This is a genomic window from Paenibacillus sp. Root52 (assembly GCF_001426865.1).
In the GTDB taxonomy this organism is placed as follows: domain Bacteria; phylum Bacillota; class Bacilli; order Paenibacillales; family Paenibacillaceae; genus Paenibacillus.
The window spans coordinates 433,826-455,598 of sequence record NZ_LMFO01000012.1 but is presented as its reverse complement, the minus strand read 5'-3'; the positions used below and the strand labels follow the sequence as shown (position 1 = coordinate 455,598).

The 21,773-nt window shown below is 45.3% G+C and carries 19 protein-coding genes; 5 read left to right on the top strand and 14 right to left on the bottom strand.

The window, feature by feature from the left end; all coding sequences use genetic code 11:
* Window positions 1-29 precede the first annotated feature (29 nt).
* Both pflB and adhE read right to left on the bottom strand, forming a co-directional pair.
* On the bottom strand, window positions 30-2,288 hold the full coding sequence (gene pflB / locus ASD24_RS13550; RefSeq protein WP_056696476.1) for a formate C-acetyltransferase: 2,259 nt from the start codon (window positions 2,286-2,288) through the stop codon (window positions 30-32).
* A gap of 1,012 nt (window positions 2,289-3,300) precedes the next feature.
* The gene (adhE, locus tag ASD24_RS13545; RefSeq protein ID WP_056696474.1) at window positions 3,301-5,913 is read right to left on the bottom strand and encodes a bifunctional acetaldehyde-CoA/alcohol dehydrogenase; all 2,613 of its coding nucleotides are present in this window, start codon (window positions 5,911-5,913) and stop codon (window positions 3,301-3,303) included.
* Between the two features lie 425 nt (window positions 5,914-6,338).
* Between adhE and ASD24_RS13540 the strand changes: the two genes are divergently transcribed.
* Window positions 6,339-7,052 (top strand): Crp/Fnr family transcriptional regulator, encoded by a 714-nt coding sequence (locus ASD24_RS13540; RefSeq protein ID WP_056696471.1) that lies wholly within the window; start codon window positions 6,339-6,341, stop codon window positions 7,050-7,052.
* A gap of 90 nt (window positions 7,053-7,142) precedes the next feature.
* Here the strand turns inward: ASD24_RS13540 and ASD24_RS13535 are convergent, their stop codons facing one another.
* The 8 genes from ASD24_RS13535 to ASD24_RS13500 all read right to left on the bottom strand — a co-directional run bounded on the left by ASD24_RS13535 (window position 7,143) and on the right by ASD24_RS13500 (window position 14,611).
* On the bottom strand, window positions 7,143-7,853 hold the full coding sequence (locus ASD24_RS13535; RefSeq protein ID WP_056696469.1) for a hypothetical protein: 711 nt from the start codon (window positions 7,851-7,853) through the stop codon (window positions 7,143-7,145).
* A gap of 267 nt (window positions 7,854-8,120) precedes the next feature.
* Window positions 8,121-8,852, bottom strand: coding sequence for a hypothetical protein (locus tag ASD24_RS13530; protein ID WP_056696467.1), 732 nt, complete (start codon window positions 8,850-8,852; stop codon window positions 8,121-8,123).
* Window positions 8,853-9,169: 317 nt separating this feature from the next.
* Complete coding sequence (locus tag ASD24_RS13525) at window positions 9,170-9,466, bottom strand: winged helix-turn-helix transcriptional regulator (RefSeq protein ID WP_164848841.1); 297 nt, start codon at window positions 9,464-9,466, stop codon at window positions 9,170-9,172.
* 321 nt (window positions 9,467-9,787) lie between these two features.
* A complete protein-coding gene (locus tag ASD24_RS13520; protein ID WP_056696951.1) occupies window positions 9,788-10,516 on the bottom strand; it encodes a ThuA domain-containing protein in 729 nt (242 codons plus the stop codon).
* Window positions 10,517-10,540: 24 nt separating this feature from the next.
* Window positions 10,541-11,509, bottom strand: coding sequence for a sugar phosphate isomerase/epimerase family protein (locus ASD24_RS13515; protein WP_056696464.1), 969 nt, complete (start codon window positions 11,507-11,509; stop codon window positions 10,541-10,543).
* Between the two features lie 120 nt (window positions 11,510-11,629).
* Window positions 11,630-12,715, bottom strand: coding sequence for a Gfo/Idh/MocA family protein (locus tag ASD24_RS13510; RefSeq protein WP_056696462.1), 1,086 nt, complete (start codon window positions 12,713-12,715; stop codon window positions 11,630-11,632).
* Window positions 12,708-13,472: a sugar phosphate isomerase/epimerase family protein gene (locus ASD24_RS13505; RefSeq protein ID WP_056696948.1), complete on the bottom strand. Its 765-nt coding sequence runs from the start codon at window positions 13,470-13,472 to the stop codon at window positions 12,708-12,710. The genes ASD24_RS13510 and ASD24_RS13505 overlap by 8 nt, the downstream gene beginning before the upstream one ends.
* A 23-nt stretch (window positions 13,473-13,495) precedes the next feature.
* Complete coding sequence (locus ASD24_RS13500) at window positions 13,496-14,611, bottom strand: Gfo/Idh/MocA family protein (RefSeq protein ID WP_056696460.1); 1,116 nt, start codon at window positions 14,609-14,611, stop codon at window positions 13,496-13,498.
* 169 nt (window positions 14,612-14,780) lie between these two features.
* On the opposite strand from ASD24_RS13500, the gene ASD24_RS13495 reads away from it, so the two are divergent.
* The gene (locus tag ASD24_RS13495; RefSeq protein ID WP_056696458.1) at window positions 14,781-15,599 is read left to right on the top strand and encodes an AraC family transcriptional regulator; all 819 of its coding nucleotides are present in this window, start codon (window positions 14,781-14,783) and stop codon (window positions 15,597-15,599) included.
* 49 nt (window positions 15,600-15,648) lie between these two features.
* On the opposite strand, the gene ASD24_RS13490 is transcribed toward ASD24_RS13495, so the two are convergent.
* Complete coding sequence (locus ASD24_RS13490) at window positions 15,649-15,963, bottom strand: hypothetical protein (RefSeq protein ID WP_056696456.1); 315 nt, start codon at window positions 15,961-15,963, stop codon at window positions 15,649-15,651.
* Window positions 15,964-15,997: 34 nt separating this feature from the next.
* Window positions 15,998-16,936: a Gfo/Idh/MocA family protein gene (locus ASD24_RS13485; protein ID WP_056696454.1), complete on the bottom strand. Its 939-nt coding sequence runs from the start codon at window positions 16,934-16,936 to the stop codon at window positions 15,998-16,000.
* A 381-nt stretch (window positions 16,937-17,317) separates the two neighbouring features.
* On the opposite strand from ASD24_RS13485, the gene ASD24_RS13480 reads away from it, so the two are divergent.
* Both ASD24_RS13480 and msrA read left to right on the top strand, forming a co-directional pair.
* A complete protein-coding gene (locus tag ASD24_RS13480; RefSeq protein ID WP_056696452.1) occupies window positions 17,318-17,929 on the top strand; it encodes a TVP38/TMEM64 family protein in 612 nt (203 codons plus the stop codon).
* 262 nt (window positions 17,930-18,191) lie between these two features.
* A complete protein-coding gene (msrA, locus tag ASD24_RS13475) occupies window positions 18,192-19,166 on the top strand; it encodes a peptide-methionine (S)-S-oxide reductase MsrA (RefSeq protein ID WP_056696451.1) in 975 nt (324 codons plus the stop codon).
* Between the two features lie 165 nt (window positions 19,167-19,331).
* Here the strand turns inward: msrA and ASD24_RS13470 are convergent, their stop codons facing one another.
* Window positions 19,332-20,135 (bottom strand): lipid II flippase Amj family protein, encoded by an 804-nt coding sequence (locus ASD24_RS13470; RefSeq protein ID WP_056696449.1) that lies wholly within the window; start codon window positions 20,133-20,135, stop codon window positions 19,332-19,334.
* 197 nt (window positions 20,136-20,332) lie between these two features.
* On the opposite strand from ASD24_RS13470, the gene ASD24_RS13465 reads away from it, so the two are divergent.
* The gene (locus ASD24_RS13465) at window positions 20,333-20,800 is read left to right on the top strand and encodes a DUF2188 domain-containing protein (protein WP_056696447.1); all 468 of its coding nucleotides are present in this window, start codon (window positions 20,333-20,335) and stop codon (window positions 20,798-20,800) included.
* A gap of 113 nt (window positions 20,801-20,913) precedes the next feature.
* On the opposite strand, the gene ASD24_RS13460 is transcribed toward ASD24_RS13465, so the two are convergent.
* Window positions 20,914-21,642: a YitT family protein gene (locus tag ASD24_RS13460; protein WP_056696445.1), complete on the bottom strand. Its 729-nt coding sequence runs from the start codon at window positions 21,640-21,642 to the stop codon at window positions 20,914-20,916.
* Between the last annotated feature and the right edge of the window lie 131 nt (window positions 21,643-21,773).

Genomic DNA, 21,773 nt, shown 5'->3' with positions numbered 1-21,773 from the left:
GGATTTGTCTTCACACTGTAATACTTGGTTTACATGGAGCCATGGAACGTACGGTTTATGACATCGAGTTGTTGTTCACGAGTCAGCTTGATGAAGTTAACCGCATATCCGGATACCCGTACAGTAAGCTGTGGATAATTTTCCGGGTGCTCCATCGCATCCATCAATTGCTGACGATCAAACACGTTGACGTTCAGGTGATGGGCATTTTGACCAAAGTATCCGTCCATCATCGCAGTCAGATTAGATTTGCGTGTATTCTCCTCTTTACCCAGTGCTTTTGGCACAATGGAGAAGGTGTTAGAGATACCATCAAGGCTGTGTTCATAAGGCAATTTGGCTACAGAGCCAAGGGATGCCAGTGCACCTTTTTTATCACGCCCATGCATTGGGTTCGCACCTGGTGCAAATGGTTCGCCTGCTTTACGGCCATCTGGTGTAGTTCCTGTTTTCTTACCGTAAACTACGTTGGAAGTGATGGTCAGTACGGATTGCGTTGGTACCGCGTTGCGGTATGCTTTGTGCTTACGAATCATGCCCATGAAGCTCTCAACCAGTTCAACAGCGATGCTATCTACGCTGTCTTCGTTGTTACCGTAACAAGGGAATTCTCCTTCAATTTCAAAATCAACGGCAATGCCTTGTTCGTTACGAATCGGTTTTACTTTGGCATATTTGATTGCGCTGAGTGAATCCGCTGCAACGGAGAGACCTGCAATACCACAAGCCATTGTGCGAACAATGTCACGGTCATGCAATGCCATTTCGATCCGCTCGTAGCTATATTTATCGTGCATGTAATGGATGACGTTAAGGGTGTTCATGTACAGCTTCGCCAGCCATTCCATCATCGGTTTGAAGCGTTTCATAACTTCATTGTAATCCAGCACTTCGCTTGTAATAGCAGGGAATTCAGGCCCTACTTGTGCTCCGGACTTCTCGTCACGACCACCGTTGATTGCATACAAGAGAGCTTTTGCAAGGTTCGCACGTGCTCCGAAGAATTGCATTTGTTTCCCGATCTTCATTGCAGATACACAGCAGGCAATACCGTAGTCATCGCCATAGATCGGACGCATCAGATCGTCATTCTCATATTGGATCGAGCTCGTTTCGATAGATACTTTACTGCAGTATTCTTTGAATGCTTCCGGCAGTTTAGTAGACCAGAGTACAGTCAAGTTTGGTTCCGGTGCAGGTCCCAGGTTATGCAGCGTGTGCAAGAAACGGAAGCTGTTTTTCGTTACACGTGTCTCACCATTTACAGACATACCGCCGATGGACTCAGTCACCCATGTTGGGTCTCCACTGAACAGTTCGTTATAGTCCGGCGTACGCAAGAATTTCACGATCCGCAGCTTCATAACAAAATGGTCAACCAGCTCTTGAGCCTGTTCTTCCGTCAGAATACCTTCTTGCAGATCACGTTCAATGTAGATATCCAGGAAGGATGATACACGTCCCAGTGACATTGCAGCACCATTCTGCTCTTTGATCGCTGCGAGGTAACCGAAGTACAACCATTGGAACGCTTCTTTTGCTGTTGTTGCTGGTAAGGAAATATCGAAACCGTGCATTTCGCCCAATTGTTTCAGTTCTTGCAGAGCACGAATCTGTTCAGACAACTCTTCGCGCAGACGGATAACATCTTCATCGATAACATCTACTTCCAAGGCGTTCAATTCGCCTTTTTTGTTACGAATCAGGAAGTCCACTCCGTACAATGCTACCCGGCGGTAGTCCCCGATGATCCGGCCACGACCATACGCATCTGGTAAACCTGTAATGATCCCTGCTTTACGCGCTGCACGCATGTCAGAAGTATAAGCGTCGAATACACCTTGGTTATGTGTTTTACGAATATTTGTGAATATATCAATGACGCCTTGAGGCATTTCGAAGCCATATGCTTCACATGCATCAATCATCATGCGAATTCCGCCGAATGGCTGAATGGAACGTTTGAATGGAGCATCGGTCTGAACGCCGACAATTTGTTCTTTGGATTGATCCAGATAACCAGGTTGGTGAGAAGTAATCGTCGCAGGCGTATTTACGTCTACGTCAAGGACACCACCGTTATCCCGTTCTTTTTTGGTCAGATCAGATACGATATCCCACAATTCTTTTGTATTCTGGGTTGCACCTTCGAGAAATGCTTCATCTCCATAATAAGGAGACAAATTGTGTTCCAAAAAGTCATTCACATTAACGGTTTTAGTCCAAGTTCCTTTGGTAAAGTTTCTCCAGCCTGTTTGTTGTTTGACATCTTTTTCGATCACCGACATCGTAATCCCTCCACTAATTTGGATTTCTGGACACATAACATGCTGCGTCTTCGTATCATTGTGTGTCCAGAGCCGCGATTAATGTGAATTGTTTCACATAAACCGGAACACGTTCTCTCTACTTGGGAACCGGAACCGCGGAATGAATGTTTTTCTTACATTTTCAGTATACGTCGTGGCGATTTCATCATCTGTGATTTTTATCACAAAGTCAGTGAACTTACTCACTCCACCTGCGCTGTGTTATGTTGAACCCTGGGATGGTTCACACTGGCCACTCCGCTGACAGAACAACCTTCCGATCGCTGTTATTCCCGGATTTTTCAATTTACTTTTTCAAAGGTGAAAATCCGGGAATAAAGGCGAGCGCTTCGCTTCTGCAGGTTTTTTCTGTCCTCTCCGTTATCGTGTGAACAACTGGTTCAAACTACCACATCACGGATTCCGTACTACATCTTTAAAGGATAAGTGGCTCCTACTCGATCTGGAGCCCGAGATTAGTGATGAGGTTCCTGAAAAAGCGGGGCTTCGCTTCTCGCTTTTTCTGCCCATCTCCTTTTCGTTGTGAACTGTTGGTTCTACCTGCTACAGCGTGGACTCCTCGTTACTTCTTTTAAAGGATGGGTGGCTCCCTCTCGATCTGGAGCCCGAGCTTAGTGATGAGGTTCCTGAAAAAGCGGGGGCTTCGCTTCTCGCTTTTTCTGCCCATCTCCTTTTCGCTGTGAACCGTTGGTTCTACCTGCTACAGCGCGGACTCCTCGTTACTTCTTTTAAAAGATGGGTGGCTCCCTCTCGATCTGGAGCCTGAGCTTAGTGATGAAGTTCCTGAAAAAGCGGAGGCTTCGCTCCTCCGTTTTTCTGCCCTTTCCGTAACGTGTGAGTGCATTGGTTCCAACTGTTGCATCACGGATTCCGTATTTCCTCAAGACATACGGCAATCGGGGCTCCCCATTTCGGGGAACCCTGAACCTATTGCCCATCCTCACCAAGTGTTGCATGACTCGGATGATTATTATTCAAACTTACCGTAGAATGCGTTGCGGTATACATCTGCTAATTCTGTTACCAGTGGTAGCTTCGGATTCGCAGTTGTACATTGGTCTTCGAAGGCACGATCAGCCAGATAGTCTACATGTGCTTCGAAGTCTTTCGCATCGAATCCAATTTCTTGGAATGATTCTTCGATACCCAATGTTTTGTTCATTTTGCGAATAGCGTTGATTAAGCTGGTAACCCCTTCTTCGGTTGTGCGAGCAGGCAATCCGAGAATGCGGGCAATTTCGGCATATCGTTCATCTGCCACAAAGTGCGAGTATTTCGGGAACGATGCAAATTTGGTCGGTTTTTTCGCGTTGTAACGAATAACGTGCGGCATCAAAATCGCATTGGTACGTCCATGGGCTGTATGGTACTGACCGCCCCATTTGTGCGCCAAGCTGTGGTTAATACCCAAGAATGCGTTAGCAAATGCCATACCGGCAATCGTTGAAGCATTATGCATTTTCTCACGTGCCAGTTTGTCGCCTTGTAATGCTGATTGCTCCAAGTACTGGAACACGAGTTGAATGGCTTTGATCGCTAACCCATCTGTATAGTCATTCGCCATAACGGATACATAAGCTTCAATCGCATGTGTCAGTACGTCCATGCCTGTGTCAGCTACAGCTGTTTTGGGCAGCGAGTATACAAACTCAGGGTCTACGATTGCCACGTCAGGAGTCAGCTCATAGTCAGCCAGTGGATATTTGGTGTTTCCTAGATTTTTATCCGTGATGACAGCAAATGATGTTACTTCCGAACCCGTACCGGATGTTGTTGGGATCGCTACAAATTTTGCTTTTACGCCGAGTCTTGGATATTTGTAGATCCGTTTGCGGATATCCATGAACTTTTGCTTCAGATCGTTAAAGTCTGTATCTGGATATTCATAGAACAACCACATCGCTTTGGCAGCATCCATTGGTGATCCGCCACCGAGAGCGATAATGCAGTCCGGTTGGAAGCGGCGCATCATTTCGGTTCCGCGATCTACTGTCGTTGTGGATGGATCCGGCTCAACATCCGAGAACACTTCAATGGCTACAGGCATTTGGCGTTGGCGTAGATAATGCTCTACTTTTTCCACATAACCGAGCTTCACCATCATGGCATCCGTAATAATTGCAACACGGGTGATATCTGGCATTTTGGCGAGATACTGCGTCGCACCTTTTTCGAAGTAGACCTTGTTCGGTACTTTGAACCATTGCATATTCACGGTACGGCGAGCCACCCTTTTCACATTGATTAAGTTGACAGCAGTTACGTTCGACGAAGTCGAGTTACGTCCATATGAACCACATCCCAGTGTGAGCGATGGCATATTCGTGTTGTAGATATCGCCGATTGCTCCGTGTGTGGAAGGTGAGTTGACGATGATACGTCCTGTTTGCAGGCGATCTGCAAATTTGTTAATGACTTCTTCGTTGTTGGAGTGAATAACGGATGAGTGTCCCATACCGCCAAAAGCAACAACTTCTGCTGCACGTTCAATGCCCTCTGCTGCCGTTTTGACTTTGTAACAAGCCAGTACCGGGCTTAATTTTTCCGCAGACAATGGGAATTTGACGCCAACACCTTCGATTTCGGCAACCAAGATCTTGGTGCTTGCTGGAACTTCAATACCGCACATTTGAGCAATTGCTACTGCAGATTGACCTACAATCGCTGGGTTAACTGCACATTTCTCAACATTGATAGCGCCTGCTGTCAGCTTTGCTGCTTCGTCCTTGTTAACGAAGTAACATCCATTGGCAATCATTTTCTTTTTGACTTGGTCGAAGATAGGCTCTTCAATAATGACCGCTTGCTCGGAAGCACAGATCATTCCATTATCAAATGATTTGGACAAAATCAGATCCGTCACTGCCTGATTGATATCCGCCGTTTTCTCAATGAAGCAAGGTACGTTACCTGGCCCTACGCCGAGCGCCGGTTTACCACAGCTATATGCCGCTCGCACCATGCCTGATCCACCTGTCGCCAGAATGAGTGCCACATCGTTGTGGTTCATCAAGGCGTTGGTGCGATCCATGGATGGATCGTCAATCCACTGAATACAGTCGGCTGGAGCACCATGCTTCACTGCGGCTTCAAGCAATATCCGGGCTGCTTCACGGCTACAGTTCTGTGCAGATGGGTGGAAACCGAAGATAATCGGGTTACGAGTCTTAATAGAGATCAGTGCCTTAAACATCGTCGTTGATGTTGGGTTGGTAACAGGGGTAATCCCCATGATGATGCCAACCGGTTCGGCAATTTTCTGGAAGTTCTCATATTCGTTATCTTCAATAACGCCAACCGTTTTGTCATATTTGATGCTATGGTACACATATTCTGTAGCAAATATATTTTTAGTGATTTTATCTTCATACACACCGCGGCCGGTTTCTTCCACAGCCATTTTGGCAAGCATCATGTGTTTATCCAGACCTGCAAGCGCCATTGCTTGCACAATTCGATCAATCTGCTGTTGATCCATGGACATGAATGCTGCGTGTGCTTTATTCGCTTTGTCAATTAACGTTTGAATATACTGACCTGCTGTCGGTTCTTTTGCTGGGGCGACCTCGTTCTTTACAGCCATCTCCCTCATCCTCCTAAAGGTTCGTATTATGTTGTCTCTCTTCTTTACATTCACATCGTATCATGGGACATGATTTAATTATGTGATTTTTTTCACAAAGTATTCCGAATTTAAATTTAGTTTCTTAATGTCTGCTAACAAGTACACTACTACTGCATTTCCAACAAGGATCTTTCAGCTCCATACTTGCCCACAAAAAGTGAATTTAATCACAATGTTTGAAATATCGCCATTTTTGTTTCCTTTCTATCCCCCTCAAACGGTAAGATTAGGTATATACTGAACTTAAAAATTGAACCACCGCAATTTGTACCGTCCTTCCCGGCCGAGATGACCCCGAACGGACGGCAACCGTTTGCGGCGAACCACAAAGGTCATGTAAGACACATGCAGCCTTTGACTGGAGACAAAGGGGAGATAGACTTATGAGAGACCAACTAGTCATTGAAAAGCGCGGAAATACAAACTGTTTCTCGGACGCGAACTTTAACCATTTGCTTGTAACGATGAAAGATAGAACCTATCCCGAAGGAACTCATCTGTATTGGGAGGGCGATGTCTCCGACAAACTTTATTATATGAAAAGAGGCCGTGCCCAGATTACCAAGTCAACAGATGAAGGTAAAGAATTGATCATGTACATGTATCAATCTGGAGATATGATTGGGCAGGCTGATCCTTTCTTCGGTTCGAAGCATACCTTCTCGGCAGAAGTGCTGGAAGACAGCGAAATAGGTGTACTGGAGCATAAAGACCTGGAAATGCTGATCTGTCAGCATTGTGACTTTGCCATTGATTTTATGAAATGGATGGGTATTCACCATCGACTCACCCAGACCAAGTTCCGTGATCTCATGTTATACGGCAAACCTGGCGCGCTCTGCTCTACCTTAATTCGTTTGTCCAATTCTTATGGTGAACCACACGGCGATCATACCATCATCCACAAAAAAATTACGCATACGGATCTGTCCAACATGATTGGCGCTACCCGTGAGAGTGTAAACCGTATGTTAAGTGATCTACGTAAAAAAGACGCTATCGAATATGATAATGGCATGATCGTCATCAAAGATCTGAAAATGCTGCAAGGCATCTGTCACTGTGAACTATGCCCTAGCGAAATCTGCCGGATCTAAAATGACTAATCACCTACAATAATCCTAAATTTCAATATGTATATAAAAAAAGCCCAATCTTCTCGCTTTAGAAGATGGGCCTTTTGGTATTTAGGATGTCGTTAATTCAAGTTTAATCGCGTCACGTGGACTAAGCTTCATGTCCAAGCCATTATCCATCAATTCCTTATCATTCACCTTAATAACCCAGCGTTGATTCATTCGTGGGATGACATTTTCAACAGCAACCACATATTTGTTATTCTCAGACATTCTGACAACGCCACTGGACTTTAATACATCACGAACGGTGCACTCCTGAATATACACACCGGCATATTGCCGATTAAGATTTGGCATAATGTTGCCGCCGCTCACTTTGAGTAAAGTCGTCTGATACGCTACGCCCTCTCCTGTACTGTCAGCGGCTTTTACATATATTATCACTTCATCTTTGGCATGAAGCTCCATATTCCAATCTTCTGGATCAATATCTTTGCCATTCAATTTAACAGCCCAGGTTAACGAGGAATCAAGCGAGACCTCTCCGACGGATTGAATTCGTTTTCCATCAGCCGTAAAATCAACAAGCCCACTATTGGATAGGGCCTTCTTGAGCGTTAATCCTTCGCTAAAATCCCGTTTGATCGACTTGGTTGCATCCGGTAAAAAGGTACTGCCGTCTACGGCAACCGTAATAGAATTCGTAGGTTCGGTTTCCTGTACCACTGGCTGCTCCGAAGGCCGCGTCTCTGTACATCCGCTGAGAATAACTAAAATAAGTAGGCATATGCCTATGAAACCGGGGATTTTCTTATTCATGTAGGTAACACCACCCTGCGTAAAATCATTCACCCTGTTGTCCATACCCTCTATTATGGCACAGAATCTAGCTAAAAAAAGTGTCAATGCCGTTACTTTTATTGGACAGCATGTGTATAAAGTGGAACGTTCATACATTTTTCTGCTGTGATTGAACCCTCTTTATTACAAAAAGACGCTACAATTCACATCTCAGTGAAATGTAACGCCTCTTAATTTAGAGTGGTCATAACTGCCCCACCACGAATTGTTGTTGTTTGTTTACCTTTACTGAACGCAAGCTTGCATATACGTCCTGCCCCCGTCCCCATCTTTTAAATACGGATTCAGCCCAGAGAATTGCTCCCCGGAAACATATACACCTGTAAGTAATCGTCCCTCTAACATCTCACCATCAAGCTGCACACACAAAGAAGGTGCTGTCACATATTCCTGATACAGCGGAATCTGACCATAAGGACGATGAACCTTGAACAATTTGCCTTGCTCGTTGAGTGGACGCTCTGAGAAGTAGGTAGGTACGATGTAGCGAGCAATGGTATCCAGTTCATCTGCTGTGTAGAATGCTTCATCACCAAGCCATGGGGCAAACATTCGAATCTTCTCATATTGAGCCCACACAATCGCTTGAATCAGCATTTCCGGCTTGAACACATGTCCTTCCCCATTCGCTGTAGATTGAGGGTCACGTAGGAAGTCATCTGCATCTAATGGCATGATGACATCTTCGTTATGTCTCAATTCGCATCCAATGCATTTCCAGCCTCTTGAGGTCTGAATCCATTTCTGCAGCACAATCGGAGCTAATCCTGAGCCCTTGCTGCGATCCAACCGTTGCTTATCGGAAACTTGATTTCTAAACGATTGAGAATACGTATTGCGGACAAATAGTTCTGCTGCCTTCTTATAAATCAAATGTACCTGAATGGATGCGTTCTCAAGTTCTGCAATATCTTGTTTGCCGTATCGTACTTCCCGGGATAAGCTTTCTTCTCTCATGACAAGTGGCCTCCTCGCTCCGACCGTATACGGCCATAGTTGTAAGGAATAGACATTGTTCTTATTCTTACAATTATACTACAACTCATGACAACATGTGCAGAACACACAAGAATTATGTCAAGGATTCCATTATCTATATCATACATAGTTAAGGCTCATAACATACCTATATTGAATTGAGAGTGTACGAACCGACGAAGTTTCTCTACATGCTTTCCTCGTATCTTAAAACAAAAAGCTCTCGATTTCCAGTGAAATCAAGAGCTTTTGCTATTGCCTACTTCGAAATTGGGATTCAAATTGAATTACATCAATTAGTCAACCCAATGCTCTGCCCAGTCCTGAATTTGATTCATAACCGGCTGAAGCGCCTTACCTTTCTCCGTCAACTCGTATTCAATACGAACCGGCGTCTCTGGATACACATGACGGATTAGAATGCCTTCACTTTCCAGATCCTTCATCCGCTCGGATAACATCTTGTCGCTCATTGATGGAATGAGGTTGGAAATATCCTTAAATCGCTTAGACCCACTCATCAACGTTTGAATAATTAGACCGTTCCAACGTTTACCCAAAAAGGAAAACGCGGTTTCAAAACGCGGACACATCCGCAAATCTTGGCCTTCCACATTAATCACCTCTTTAGAGATCACTACACTTACGTTTTGTTAGTATATTTCATAATAACATATTTTAGAGCTAAAGGAAACGTCTCTCGCTAAAAACTTTCAATTGGATAAACCGGTTCCATCTTCTATGATGATATTACACAGTATACCATTACATGGGGCTGAAGAACCATGGGAAATATCGTCTCAGGTTCTTACAACTAAATTACCCAAAAAGAACCCTACTGCCACAGTCATAAAGACTTGGAGAAGGGTTCTTCGATATACCGCTACATTTATCCATTCACGAGAAATTGCGGCTTAGACCAGCACGCCACCAAATGGTCTTACAGGTTCGCTTTTACCGAATTCCGGCTTGAAGCTACGGGCAGGATATGCCCATTTCACTGCATTGCTGATCACTCTTAAGATTTCCGGTTTGTAATAGGTCGGGTATGTCTCATGACCTGGTCGGAAATAAAAGATCTTACCTTCGCCGCGTCGGAACGTGCATCCGCTCCTGAATACCTCTCCACCCTGGAAATTACTCACAAACACCAGTTCATCCGGTACTGGAATATCGAAGAATTCTCCGTACATTTCTTCTTTTTCCAATACAATCTTGTCTTGGATGCCATCCGCTATCGGATGGGATGGATTGACACACCATACGATCTCCTGCTCGTCAGCTACACGCCATTTCAGATCACAGCTTGTTCCCATCAGCGCTTTAAACGGTTTGGAGAAGTGACCGGAGTGTAGCACGATCATACCCATGCCGTTTAATACGCGCTGTGTTACCTTCTGCGAAACTTCATCACTTACGCGATCATGTGCCATATGTCCCCACCATATAAGCACATCCGTGGAATTCAGCACCTCATCACTTAACCCGTGTTCAGGCTGATCCAGTGTAGCTGTACGAATCACAAAACCTTCGCCGCCAAGTCCGTCAGCCAATGCTCTATGGAGACCGTCTGGGTAGACTTCTCTAACTTCATCGTGAATTTTCTCATGGACAAATTCATTCCAAATGGTGACGTTGATCATCATTGATTTCCCCCTAATGTAGCTCTAAACCCACCACATGTCGCCCAGCGGTTCTTCAATTAATACCTGCTGGAGATTCTGTACGGCTTTAGAGAATCCTTCTTCAACCGACATCAGACCGTCTTCGTGTTCAATACTTACAACATAATCATATCCGACAAGACGCAGAGCGCTCATAATATCTGCCCACGTTTTGTTATCATGTCCATAACCAACCGAGCGGAACTGCCAAGCTCGATCCAGCATGTTTGTATAATCTTGCATATCCGTTACACCGTGTTTATTCACGTTGATTGGATCAATGGTTGTATCTTTCGCATGGAAGTGATGGATTGCGCCTTCACGTCCGAGAATGTGAATTGCCTGTACAGGATCAATGCCTTGCCACCACATGTGACTTGGGTCAAGGTTAGCTCCAATGACTTCCCCTGCTGCTTCACGCAGTCTGAGCAATGTAGCAGGTGTGTGTACTGAGAATCCGCCGTGTAGCTCCAGACCTACTTTAACATTGCGATCTGCGGCAAATTTACCCCACTCTGTCCAGTAAGGAATAACTTTGTTCTCCCATTGCCACTTCAGAATTTCTTGGAAGTCATTCGGCCACGGTGCAACAGGCCAGTTCGGATATTTAGCATCCTCATGATCACCCGGACAGCCGGAGAATGTATTCACTACTGGTACTTCCAGCTTCTCAGCCAGCTCTACTGTTTTGACGAAGTCATCGTGGAATCCTTTAGCAATATCCTTTTGTGGATGCAGTGGGTTACCGTGACAGCTCAGTGCGCTGATCATCAAACCACGTGATTCTACGGCATTCTTGAAGTTTTTCAGTGCGGCTGGATTATCAAGCAATTCTGCTGGGTTACAATGTGCGTTCCCCGGGTGTCCTCCTGTACCAATCTCAACGGCTTTCAACCCTTTGGATGCCACATAATCAAGTGCGTCTTCTAATTTACGTCCTCCGAATAGTACCATAAATACGCCGAGTTTCAAGTGCGATTCCTCCCTAGAATAGATGTCGTATAATTGCTAATTCGTTCATTTGTATAAATAACCGCTCGGATCATTTAATTGTATCGTTTATTGTGGAAAATGAAGATCATTTCTATCCCTTTAGGATTCAAAATAAACGGCTTTTCCGGTTTGAGCCGATTCATAGATCGCCTCAAGAATCTGAGTTACAACGAGAGCTTGCTCTGGTTTAACGACAGGTTCTTTGTCTTCAATAATCGCTTCAAGCCACATTCTAGCTTCGCGATCTGCTTCATTTTCAGCACTGCCGCTGTAGAAGGCTACTCCACCTGCATCCAGATCAACCTTCGTTTCGTACAATCGGCTTCGCTTCTCACCATTGATTCGCAAACCATCCTGCATATCAGCACCGCCTTCGGTACCACATAGTAATGATTTGGCTTCACCAAACTCAGCAACATTCAATGCCCAACTTGACTCGATGATAATCGTAGCTCCATTCTGCATGGTGATAAAACCGAATGCCGAATCCTCCACCTTAAATTGTTCTGGATCCCACGGTCCAAAAGCATTTGCCGCATTTTCACGCTGACCAAGCTTGTGGAAGGTAGAACCCATAACACTCTTCGGTTTGTAATTGTCCATTAGCCATAGTGTCAGATCCAGGGCGTGAGTACCAATATCGATTAACGGACCACCACCCTGTTTCTCTTCATCCAAAAACACACCCCAGGTTGGAACAGCCCGTCTGCGAAGGGCAATTGCTTTACCAAAGTAAATATCCCCTAACTCGCCATCCTCACACATCTGCTTCAAATACTGACTATCGCTGCGGAAGCGGTTCTGGTACGCAATCGATAACTTCTTACCGGTACGTTGTGCCGCCTCGAGCATCGCTTTGGCCTGTTCAGATGTCTTCGCCATCGGTTTCTCACACATGACATGTTTACCAGCTTCCAGAGCTGCTACAGTGATGACGGAGTGCGAATCGTTTGGCGTACACACATGAATCACATCGATACTTTCATCCTTCAGTAGTTCATGATAATCCGTGTACACTTTGGCGCCCTCTGCTCCGAATTCAGCTGCCGCCTCTTCCGCTCGTTCTTTCACAATGTCACAGAAAGCGACCATTCGACCCTGAGATTGTTTGGACAGACTCGGCATATGTTTTCCTTTGGCAATGCCACCACAACCAACAATAGCTATGTTAAGTACTTTAGACATGGATAGGTCCTCCGTTAGCGGCATATTGGCGAATCCAGTTCATGCTATTCTCAATGCTTATCAATGATGGATTCTGGCATTCATCCTGTTCCACTACCAGCCATTCAGCTCCAGCTTGGTCTGACGCTACAGCAACCGCTTCCAAGTCTACTTCCCCCTGGCCAAATTCAACGGTTAACACGCGCCCTTCGGTACGACTCATATCCTTCCAATGCACCAGCGGCAGACGTCCTGCATACTTCGCGATCACTTCCGTTGGTGGATAGCCAGCAGCATGCGCCCAACATGTGTCCAGCTCTACCTGTAGGTGAGAAGCAGGAACGGTCTCGTACATCGCGTACAATGCCGGACGACCACCGACTTGCGCTGTAAATTCAAAATCATGATTGTGATAGAACAGCACCAGATTCTCTGCCGAGATCTTCTCACCGATTGCATTCAGCGAAGCGAATACGTCCTCCCACTGCCGTTGTTCCTCTGACAAATAAGGAACGATTAGATTCCGATTGCCCAGTGCTTTGTGATAAGCGATAACCGAATCCAAATCTTCTTTCAAGCTGTTATATTGTACATGTGTACCTACAATTTCCAGTCGGAGTTCATTTACGATAGCTCTGACTTCCTCTGCGCTATGTCCATAGAAATTATGGAATTCCACACCTTGGTAGCCGAGTTCCGCAATCTTAGCAAGCGTTCCTTTAAAATCGCGTTCCAGTTCATCCCGCACGGTGTATAACTGTAATCCGATCTTCAACATTTCCTGCTTCACCTCATCTGAAATCAATTAGTGGATGGTACGGTCTCCGTCTGATTGTCATCTGTCTTCGTTGCAGCATTGTATTCATAGTTGCTTTCAAGCAAAATGTGTTTGCCCTCAAGAGACGAGCGCTGGAATGCATGCATAGCTTCAAGTACATGGTACGCCAGTTTGCCACTTGCTTTGCTCTCACGTCCAGCACGAATGGATTCAACCATCTCGTTCACACCTATGCCACGCTCATTTTGACCACTTTCAAATTTCGGTGTAACCGTCTCCCATGTATCCTGACCATATTTGCGAAGCTTCACTTCTCCATTAAAATAATTCGGGTCAGGTACACTGAGCGTGCCTTCTGTACCGTAAATTTCAATGCGTGGCAGATCTGAAGCGCCTCGAATATCGAAGCTTGTAATCATCGTTGCAATGGCACCGCCATTAAAATCAATGGTTCCCGCAAGATGCGTTGGTGTTTGTACTTGCAACGACGTACCTTCCTTAGGACCAGAACCAATCGTACGATCTACAATCTGAATCCCTGCCGAAGAACTAATTCTACGAATAGATCCAAGCAATGTAACTAAGGCTGTGAGGTAATATGGTCCCATGTCAAACATAGGTCCGCCTCCATCCATATAGAAGAATTCTGGATTCGGATGCCATGCTTCTGGTCCACCACCCATGAAGAAGGAAGTAGCTGCAATTGGCTTACCAATCAGGCCATCTTCGATCGCTTGACGAGCCGTCTGGATACCTGATCCGAGGAATGTATCCGGTGCCGAGCCAACATAGAGTCCTTTTTCTTCAGCCAGTTCAATGACTTTGCGACCATCTTCTATAGAAATAGCCAGCGGTTTCTCAGCATATACATGCTTGCCTGCCTCAAGAGCAGCTATGTCCGTCATTGCATGACTTCCAGGAACAGTCAAGTTGATGACAAGCTCAATTTCCTTATTTTGCAGCAACTCATCTACATTGTAAACGTTTGCGATATTAAATTCATCTGCCCGCTCTTGCGCACGTTCAAGGATCAGATCCGCGACGGCCACAACCTCAATGACGGGACTGTTCTTCAGATTCTCCAGATAAATGGCGCTAATATTGCCGCACCCTATGATGCCTGCTTTCATTTTGTCCACGTTGACGTTCATCTCCTTACGTATCGTGAGAAGCTGTTTTTATTAAATTGTAATTACTGTATCTTAAATCTAACACTATGGTATTCCTTTTTGGCTTCAATTAAAATGAATAATATGATCGAAACATGAACTATCTGATCATAATTTTTGATTTGCAAGGAGTATGCCTATGCCGACCGATCATTCCTGCCAGGTTCTCACGGCAGGCTTCTCATTTCACCGTAAACCCTACGCTATGGTACAGCCCGATGGGGTCAAGAACTACTTGATGAGGCTTCAGACGGATGGACGTTGCAGGGCTCGTGTAGATGGTGCCATGTCACTAGTTGATGCGGGTGATCTGCTTGTTTTTAGCCCGGACGAACCTTATGAATTGAAAATAGACAATGAGCTTAATCCCATGGGAGAACGTCTCGTCGAGAGTGGAGATTATCATGTCTTCTTCAATGGCTCTTGGGTGGATGAATGGTGGAAACGACACAAACGACCAAACCGAATTAAAGTGGAACTTTCGGAGAGCCTGCTTACGCTGTTTCGCCAGCTCGTCTTAGAGCAACGCCGGATTTCCAACCCTTATCCCGAGATTGCAAGTTATTATATGCGTATCCTATGCCTCGAGAGCGATCGGCTATTATCTGAACATCCGACCATTACGAATACGAATTATGTAGCTTATGAGATTAAAAGTTATATTGAGGAGAATGCGTCCTCGTTGTTTAAGCTTGAGGATGTTGCTTCTTCTGTGGGGATCAGTGTTTCGCGGTGTGTTCATCTCTTTAAAGAGGCATTTGGCAAAAGCATTATGCAATATACGCTGGATGTGCGGCTGAACATGGCCAGGGAACGGATTATCTTCAGTCCGATGACCCTGGAACATGTATCCGAGTCCTCCGGTTTTAACAATTATACGTATTTCCACCGTGTATTCCGCTCCCGTTTTGGCATGTCACCTAAGGAGTTTCGCATTATCCATCGGGAGCAGATGTAACAATCAAGGTGCTGAGTTTACGTACAATACACGTTCAAGAAGTCTCAACTTACTTTCTTGAAGCAATAGCCTCTGATACGACCATAGCCAGATCATCGTTGCCAAACATCGATAGAACACCCAGCACGGTATCATCCGGAATATCACCGGCTTCCTCCTTGGATACAACCAGTTTTAGCACCTGCTGTAAACGCTCGTTGCTCTGCTGATCTGGGTAGGCTTGCCGGTACATCTCTTCCGGGTTCAACCCTTGATTGACACACCACTGGGCAAAAACCAGAATCATCATTTCTTCTTCCTGTTTATAACTTTCAATGACAGCTTCCTCAATCTGTTTGTTCCGTTCCTTCTCATACTCGTCCATACGTTACTCCTCCTAATGTGTACACTATGCCAGATTATTTACGAATCAATTGTTCAGCGAGCTCATGACTCTCCATGACATGGCTCGCACTGATTAGACAATCGTCAGGTGTTTCCATGGAAGCGAGGAAATGATCTACCGCCCCAGCAAAACCTCTTCGTGCCAAAATACCATCCCAGCTACCAAACACCTCTTGCTGTTCAAGTCCACCACGTTCTGTATATCTGGCAATTTCCATGTTAACGACTTCCACAGATCTCCCTCTGCCGTGCAGCTCAATCTTCTCTAGATCTGCGCCAGCCTCGCGCACCATATCATATCTTCCGTAGGCTGTTCTTCCAAGCTTCACCGCGCCGGACGCATGAATTAGCCTGTCTGTATCGGTTTTACGAATCCAATGTTGAAGCAACTCGACATCGCCGTCTGAATACCAATATAACAAATCAAGAATGTGAATAAGATCATCATAAATGGTTTCAGCCGAAGGACGATCCTGAATACCTGTCCGATGCTTCGTCACGGTTAAGGAATCATAGCCTCCACCGGCACGCATCCATTCTTTGGCCTTTTGATACATGGGAGCGAATCTACGGTTAAAGCCTACACCTAGCAGCAGGCCTTGTGCTTCTGCAAAAGCGGTCATCTCTTCAGATTCACGCAGCTTATACGACAGCGGTTTATCCACATAGACGGCAAGTCCCTGCTCCAAACATTGCATCACTATTTCAAAGTGCGCTTCCGTTGCTGTATGTACAAATACGGCATCCAGTTCCCAGGATAACAATTCCTTGATATCCGTTGTCCCATTAGTTAATCTATAGGCTTGTTGCACGTTCTCCACTCGTTCTATGGAGCGATTCATTACACCTGCAATCTCTACCTTCGAATGCGTACTTAATAACGGTAAATATACTTTACTTGCAATTCCCCCGAGACCAATGATTCCAACACGGGTTCGCTTAGTTGTGTCCATGATGAGCATTCCACCTTCAACGAGAGTTCTTTATTTCCACGTCCTATAGTTTAACCCTTCAGAGGGCAACATGCCAGTAAGGTTCCTGAGCAGATTCCTGAGTCAGCTTCCAACTAACCGCTCCCTGAACGAACATGGTACAATTACTAGATGTGGTTTTAGGCAAGTTTACTTTTGATTAAACGAGGTTGTTCAAAAAATCCGCTTTTGATTACGAATATGGGATTCAGCCGAAATGTCCGTTGCTCACGTAGTTTTGCCTACGCTCCGCTACTCCATTTCTATCTTCATCCCATCTTCTCGGTACTGAAAACCAACCTTTTTGAACACGCACTTAAACGTAGCTCAGAATGTTCTGATGCTGAAAGGAGCATTAAGATTTTGCGAAAATGGTTTTGGCTCCTGTTATATGTTTTGCTTGCCGGAGTCATGTTTATGTACAGATATGAACTGTTGGAATGGACGGATTCCCATCAATCCATCCCTATGCTTATTATCATTGCGATGTTATTTGCCCTTGTCCCTGTAATTCCATATAAGTTTGTTATTGCTGCTCTGGGTTACAGTTATGGTACCACCATGGCTGCCTGGGTAAGCTGGTCAGGAACAACACTCGCGGCATTGCTGGTATATGCAGGTGCTCGATATGTATTTAGAGCTCAGGCTAGATCCTACTTAGATCGTATACGAGGACTTAACCGATTCACTTCTTGGATGGAAGCACATCCTTTTATGGGCGTTATGACTCTTCGATTGCTTCCCATCGTTCCTCAGACTGCTGTCAATATTTATGCAGGCATCACCTATACTCCCTTCTGGACGTTCATGATCGCTACTGCCATTGGCAAAATGCCCGCTATTTTTGTATTTGCATACGCCGGAGCCCAAGCAAGCGAGTCCATCTGGTTGAGTCTTCTCGTTCTTGGGGTTTATTTATTGTTCATGACGGTTATTTTACTCGTGTTTCGTTTTCGTTCTCGAAAAAAGGTCTGAGTGCCTGTTAGATGAGGATCGGCTAAGGATTAGGTTAGGATCATAAGAATCTTGCTCTCTCTCCGACTTGGTTGGCTTGCCAATTCAGGATATAATAGAGGAGTAAACAAAATTCTTGTGTAATAAGTTTCAATAAAACGATAGATTGCTGGAGTAGTGATCGAAACGGCGTGGCCTTTATTTTTGGACGAACGTGCAAACCGAAGGCACGACAATTTCGACCACGAGCCTAGATCTTCATCAGAAATGGAGTGACTATAGTATGGAACAACAACACACAAGTGAAAAAGCAACTTTTGCAGGCGGGTGCTTCTGGTGTATGGTATCCCCCTTTGAGGAATTGCCTGGTATTCATGGAATTGTATCAGGCTATACAGGTGGACATACCGAGAACCCAACATATGAAGAAGTGTGCTCCGAAACAACTGGGCACGTAGAGGCGGTTCAAATTACGTTTGACCCATCGATTTTCCCTTACGAGAAACTTGTTGAACTGTTCTGGCAGCAGATTGATCCTACGGATGCAGGCGGCCAATTTCATGACCGTGGATCGTCTTACCAAACCGCGATTTTCTATCACACAGAGGAGCAGCGTGAGATTGCGGAAGCATCAAAAGCAGCACTAGAACAGAGCGGACGGTTTGATAAACCGATCTTTACTCCTATTTTGCCAGCAAAAACGTTCTATGAGGCTGAGGAGCATCACCAAAATTACCATCGGAAGAACCCTGCCCACTACAAGCGGTATAGCAAAGGTTCTGGTCGTCAAGACTTTATCGAGCATAACTGGTCGACCAATGTGGACAAAAATAGCCTCAAAGAGCGCCTGACCCCTCTGCAATTCGAGGTTACGCAGAACAATGCAACAGAGCCTGCTTTCCATAACGAATTCTGGGATCACCATGGAGACGGCATTTACGTCGATATCGTGTCTGGAGAGCCACTCTTCAGTTCTACAGACAAATACGATTCCGGTTGCGGCTGGCCAAGCTTCACACGCCCTCTTCGCGACTACAACGTGAAGGAGAAAACCGATCTTAGTCACTTCATGATTCGTACTGAGGTGAGAAGTCGGGAAGGCGATTCCCATCTGGGTCACCTGTTCAACGACGGCCCTGCGGAAGCTGGAGGTATGCGGTATTGCATTAACTCGGCTGCCCTGCGTTTTGTACCCAAAGAGGATCTTCAGAAGGAAGGCTACGGCGAGTATGCCGTACTTTTTAACGAAGCACGTTAAACGTAGGATGCATACACTGAACTGAAATATGAACGATACACAGAAAAGCAACGGCATACTCGCCGTTGCTTTTTATTATGGCTATAGCCTAAACTTCTTGGATGGATTCAGAAATATACATATCAGCGGCTCAAATACGTTGGTACCCCTCAAGATCAGGAGAGATCAATGTATTAAACCTACGATCCAGCCGATCCAATATGCAAAAGGAATCAACAGCAGCTGTGCAAGCAACGTACCGAACAAACGGGATACGAGCATACAGCCATAGATTTGGTTCATCCGATCCAACCGAATCTCGCCGCGTAATGACTTGTCACTAAGAAGAGAAATGCGTGGATCAATCAGGATGGTGAGCAAAATGGTTGCAATACCATTGATTAATCCTGTGGATTGGGAAGCAGCAATTGCCTGACTAGGATACAGGTATGCCGCATACAAACTTGAAAGTACACCCGTTGTATAGATTGCCGTCACGGCAATGTTCAACATCATCAGACGTCTAGGCATGCCATGTTGGACTAATCGCTTCGCCATCACCCATGACGGTGGAGTAATATAATACATCGCATTCTTCATCTTACTACGCTTCAGCATACCACGAACCATCGTTGGAATGGAGCCCGCTGCTTCGAAATGTACGACCATTCGGGAAGACAGCTTGACCATCGTTGGAAAACAAAGAATAGCAAGTGCTGTTCCGATCGTTGCCGCTCCCATTAACCAATGAAGCTGTGTTGCAAAATTCGTTGTTCCCCCATTGGAAGCTGTATCTACCAAATTGCCGACCATCGGCCCTTGTGCCATATTGGACGTGCGTGATACTAACAATAAAATCCCAGATAACGATATCGCTAATGCAATTCTACGAGTACGAAGTCCACCAAGACGCAAAGCATAGGATAAACTATCCGCTGCATGAATTAACATGGTAAATACCATTGGAATAGCTAAGCTTAGACTGAACATATGTAAATCTCCTTTATTCCCCTAATTAGTTCATTAATACCTGAACAGCATTATACCCCTCGTTCCTTCAAAAGTATAGGATCCTCCTCTATGCAGATCAGCTTAGTCACTTTCTCTTCAAACAAAATCCTTTCGTTTATCCCTTCCTGGAGAGGGTAATATACAACTAATCCAATATTGCACAGGAGGGAATTCATATGCCTTGGAACAAACATGATTATCCTGTCTCAATGAAAAATCTAGAGCCACGTATCCGACACAAGGCCATTGAGATCGCTAATGCTCTACTGGAGGATGGTTATGAGGAAGGACGAGCTATTCCTATCGCTACAGCTAAAGCTGAAGAGTGGGGCGAGAATCATCCTGAATCCCCACATTCTAATCCCGACTCCTCTTCCCCTAAAAAATCTGACAATCGCCATTCATCCTCAGCGGAGCGTCGTCATTCTGAACCTGTAGCTTCTTCGAAGAGTCATGATAACATTCATGTTGTGCCTACAGATTCTGGCTGGGCTATTAAGGAGGAAGGAAAATCCTCTTATCAGTCCACTTTCGAGACAAAAGCAGAGGCCGTGGACGCAGCCAAAGCACTCAGCCATAAACAGAACATTCGAGCCATTATCCATAATCAGGATGGACAGATTGCTTCATCGATTAAATCCTAACATGTCCTGAAAAACAAAATCCCATCTGCCGCTGATATCGCAGGCAAATGGGATTTTGTTCATTCAAATATCTTGTTGTACCGTTCATCCATCTATGGTTCTGAAACGTATGGTTAATGTGTTACCCCTCTTGCTACCGAAGTGCGCTGCGAAGCAACGTTCACAGCCTTGGTCGCTACCGATGGGATCGGCAGTTTAACAGCAGAAGTTGTAACAACCGTTCCGCGTGCTGGGATACTCACGACGTACGTAATGACTTTACTCGCAATCCATACGGCCAGAATCGTATATAAAGTTTCTTTTACCGGAAGAAAGAAAAGCGACAATCCCAATACAAATGCATCACTGACAAAGAAAACTGTTCCCAGTTTCCATCCCTTCCAGCGGCTAACCAGTACCGCCAGAATATCGTCTCCACCTGTCGCTCCGCCAAATCGAAGCACAATCCCTGCCCCTACCCCTGTCAACACACCGGATAGAACTGCAGGAATCCACAGGTTCCCATTAAACGACATCACTAGTGTAGAATATCGTTCAAAGCCATCATAGAATAGGGAGAATGCACCTACACCAAGTAGCGCCTGAATCATGAATCTCCAACCCTTAAGGTACCAGGCTAGAATCATGACAGGAATGTCCAGCAGCAGCATGCCAATTGCCGGAGATAAACCTGTTGCGTATTTCCCTAACAGGGCCAGACCGACAAATCCGCCCTCCGATAAATGATTCTGAAAATTAATGTGATAGTAGGCAAACGCCAAAATAAATGTACCGAGCAGCATAATCGCGAGCTTGCCCGCTTCTGTCTTCACTTGTTGCATTGTTAACGATGTTCTCTTCATACAGGTTCCCTCGCAGTTTGTAGGTTGGTTTTTTAGACCGACCGTACCCTGCAAAAGGCAAGCCTGGAAGAAATCATCGTATATGTCCTTCGAATCTTCATTTCCAATCCCCTCTTTCGCAGAGTCAGCCG

Coding starts and splice junctions, on each gene's coding strand:
- ASD24_RS13530 (WP_056696467.1), bottom strand. CDS start 8,852: ATGAGAGAAGAAAGCTTATCCCGGGAAGTACGATACGGCAAACAAGAT.
- ASD24_RS13505 (WP_056696948.1), bottom strand. CDS start 13,472: ATGTTGAAGATCGGATTACAGTTATACACCGTGCGGGATGAACTGGAA.
- ASD24_RS13520 (WP_056696951.1), bottom strand. CDS start 10,516: ATGATCAACGTCACCATTTGGAATGAATTTGTCCATGAGAAAATTCAC.
- ASD24_RS13490 (WP_056696456.1), bottom strand. CDS start 15,963: ATGGACGAGTATGAGAAGGAACGGAACAAACAGATTGAGGAAGCTGTC.
- ASD24_RS13525 (WP_164848841.1), bottom strand. CDS start 9,466: ATGTGTCCGCGTTTTGAAACCGCGTTTTCCTTTTTGGGTAAACGTTGG.
- ASD24_RS13495 (WP_056696458.1), top strand. CDS start 14,781: ATGCCGACCGATCATTCCTGCCAGGTTCTCACGGCAGGCTTCTCATTT.
- ASD24_RS13540 (WP_056696471.1), top strand. CDS start 6,339: ATGAGAGACCAACTAGTCATTGAAAAGCGCGGAAATACAAACTGTTTC.
- ASD24_RS13485 (WP_056696454.1), bottom strand. CDS start 16,936: ATGGACACAACTAAGCGAACCCGTGTTGGAATCATTGGTCTCGGGGGA.
- ASD24_RS13535 (WP_056696469.1), bottom strand. CDS start 7,853: ATGAATAAGAAAATCCCCGGTTTCATAGGCATATGCCTACTTATTTTA.
- pflB (WP_056696476.1), bottom strand. CDS start 2,288: ATGTCGGTGATCGAAAAAGATGTCAAACAACAAACAGGCTGGAGAAAC.
- ASD24_RS13465 (WP_056696447.1), top strand. CDS start 20,333: ATGCCTTGGAACAAACATGATTATCCTGTCTCAATGAAAAATCTAGAG.
- ASD24_RS13460 (WP_056696445.1), bottom strand. CDS start 21,642: ATGAAGAGAACATCGTTAACAATGCAACAAGTGAAGACAGAAGCGGGC.
- adhE (WP_056696474.1), bottom strand. CDS start 5,913: ATGGCTGTAAAGAACGAGGTCGCCCCAGCAAAAGAACCGACAGCAGGT.
- ASD24_RS13510 (WP_056696462.1), bottom strand. CDS start 12,715: ATGTCTAAAGTACTTAACATAGCTATTGTTGGTTGTGGTGGCATTGCC.
- msrA (WP_056696451.1), top strand. CDS start 18,192: ATGGAACAACAACACACAAGTGAAAAAGCAACTTTTGCAGGCGGGTGC.
- ASD24_RS13470 (WP_056696449.1), bottom strand. CDS start 20,135: ATGTTCAGTCTAAGCTTAGCTATTCCAATGGTATTTACCATGTTAATT.